This is a genomic window from Prevotella falsenii DSM 22864 = JCM 15124 (assembly GCF_000613945.1).
Taxonomy (GTDB): Bacteria; Bacteroidota; Bacteroidia; order Bacteroidales; family Bacteroidaceae; genus Prevotella; species Prevotella falsenii.
The window spans coordinates 1-2,679 of record NZ_BAJY01000069.1 but is presented as its reverse complement, the minus strand read 5'-3'; the positions used below and the strand labels follow the sequence as shown (position 1 = coordinate 2,679).

Here is a 2,679-nt window from a genome sequence, read left to right as displayed (position 1 = left end):
ATTGGAAAAGCCACACTAATTTGACCCACCCTGGCAAGTATTTTAGACCCAGTAAGGTTAAAATAATGAGACCCACCTCACCAAAATAAGAATGACCCTTTGAAACGCTAGTTTTTTAGGGTCATTTTGTAGTTTTGTGTTACTGCCCTGGCCGGCATTAAAAACATAAAACTATTATTTATATGACAAAATTAAAGAATTTATTGCGCTGTTACGCATCTGGTATGGGAATAAGAAGTATTTCTAGTACTTTCCATATATCTCGTAACACCCTCCGCAAGTATGTCCGTAAATTCCAAGAAAGTGGCTTGTCCATGGAGCAAATTCTGTCGCTTTCAGATGATAAGCTAGCGGACTTGTTTTCAGATGGGCATTCTCGTAACCGTCCGCCTTCTGCTCGTAAGTTGGAGTTAGAGGCACTTGTTCCTGATTATGTGAAACGGCTTAGCAAGAAGGGTGTTTCTATCTTATCTCTTCACACGGAGTATCTCAAAACTCATCCTAATGGTTACCAGTATTCTACTTTCAAACACGCAATCCATGCCTACAGATGTCAAACACAAGCCGTAGGACATGTAGAGCACCTTGCTGGCGATCAGATGTATATTGATTATGCGGGTGATAAACTAGAAATAGTCGAAGAACAGACGGGTGAGGTGCGGAAGGTAGAGGTTTTTGTGGCTACCCTTCCATGCAGTCATTACACCTATTGCGAGGCAGTGTGGTCCCAGAAGAAGGAAGACCTTATCGTTGCTTGCGAGAATGCTCTTCATTTCTTTGGTGGTGTACCCAAGGCTGTTGTGCCTGACAACTTAAAATCAGCCGTTATCCGCAGTGATCGTAATGAGCCTGTTATCAATGACGACTTCGCTGCTATGGCTGAATTTTATGACATGGCTGTTTATCCAGCTAGGGTGCGCCGTCCCAAGGACAAGGCACTGGTTGAGAATGCTGTAAAGCTAATGTATCGGTCGGTATATGTAGATATTGAAGGGCAAATTTTCCATAATATAGAATCACTTAATGTTGCTATACGCACATCTTTAGAAGCATTTAACAGCCGTAGATTGAGTGGGCGTAAGGAATCCCGCCAAGAACTATTTGAGGAAATGGAAAAAGATTTTCTTCGTCCTCTTCCTACCGCTCGCTATCAGATGAAGTCTAGAAAATCTGCTACTGTCATGGCTAATAGCTTCGTTATGCTAAGAAAGCATAGTTATAGTGTTCCAACAGAGTATATCGGCAAACGTATGGAGCTTATTTACGATAATGACAATGTTCAAATCTACTATGGGTTAAAGTTAGTTACCATCCATCAGCGAGATGATACTCCCTATACCTACTCACAGAAAGATGCACATAATCTTCCTGGTCATCATGGTAGCTTTGAAAAGGATTTGGAGGAAATATATCAACGGGCAGGGCAAATAGACAACATCCTTCTGCTTTATCTCAAGGAAGTCGCTACGCAGATGAAATATCCACCAAAAGCCTTCCGCTCTTGCCGTGGTATCATGTCGCTGGAGAAGAAGTATGGCATGGCTCGTCTAGTAGCAGCTTGTAACTGTGCCTCGGAAGGACGACGCTATGGCTATAATGAGATAAAGAATATACTACAGAAGGGTGATGATGCTTCCTATATATCTATGGATGAAGATAATATGGAGCTATCTCCTGAATATAAACCAAAAACTCATAAGAACATACGAGGCAAGGATTATTTCTCAAAGCAATTATCCAATAATAACAATAATAGCAAACAATTAAAGTAAACAACTATGGAACTAAATAATAATAAGACAGCACCTATTGTGCAAGAAATGGATAAGAATCAGTTATCTCTTGATTTAATGCATAGAATGAGGCTTACGGGTATGGCAACTGCCTTTGAAGAAAGTCTAACAACTACAATTGCAGATACGATGACACCAGATGCCTTTTTATCTTGGCTCTTATCTCGAGAATGGGACTATCGTTCTGCAGCAGCCATTGAAAGACTCATAAAATCAGCAGGGTTTAGATATAAAGCCTATCCTGAGCAAATAGATTATAATATCAATCGCAACCTTAGCCAAAACAAAATGGAGAGAATACTCTCACTTGATTTTATCAAGCAAGGACGCAATATATTTATTACTGGTTCATCAGGAACTGGTAAAAGTTTTATCGCTACAGCTATAGGCTATCATGCTTGTAAAAATGGTATTAGAACGATGTATGCTAACATGTCAAAGCTGCTGGGGACACTTAAGGTTGCCAAGAATAAAGGAACGTTAGAAACAGAGCTAAAGAAGATAGAGCGATGTCGCTTGTTAATCCTCGATGATGCCTTCCTTGTACCTGTAGATGCAAAAGAGCGTCCTATATTACTTGATATTATAGAAGATAGGCATGAAAGGAAGTCGATTATCATATCTTCTCAACTTCCTGTGGACAACTGGTATGATGCAATAGGCGACCCTACCGTGGCAGATGCTGTACTAGATAGAATTGTGCATACCTCATATCAAATAGAACTAACTGGAGAGAGTCTTAGAAAGATAAAAGCAAAGAATATTACCAAGTAATAGCGAAATAAAATGACCCACCCGACCAGGGCATTTAGTGGGTCAATAATAAATCGTTTTACTGGGTCTAAAATACTTTGACAGGGTGGGTCAAATTAGTGTGGCTTTTCCA

Annotated in this window: 2 protein-coding genes; both read left to right on the top strand. The window is 40.1% G+C overall.

Going from position 1 to position 2,679, the window contains the following annotated elements; translation table 11 throughout:
• Nucleotides 1-182 precede the first annotated feature (182 nt).
• Nucleotides 183-1,772, top strand: a complete 1,590-nt coding sequence (istA, locus tag JCM15124_RS12405) for an IS21 family transposase (RefSeq protein ID WP_024999658.1) — start codon at nt 183-185, stop codon at nt 1,770-1,772.
• 6 nt (nt 1,773-1,778) lie between these two features.
• The gene (istB, locus tag JCM15124_RS12400; RefSeq protein ID WP_024999657.1) at nt 1,779-2,567 is read left to right on the top strand and encodes an IS21-like element helper ATPase IstB; all 789 of its coding nucleotides are present in this window, start codon (nt 1,779-1,781) and stop codon (nt 2,565-2,567) included.
• The last annotated feature ends 112 nt before the right edge of the window (nt 2,568-2,679 follow it).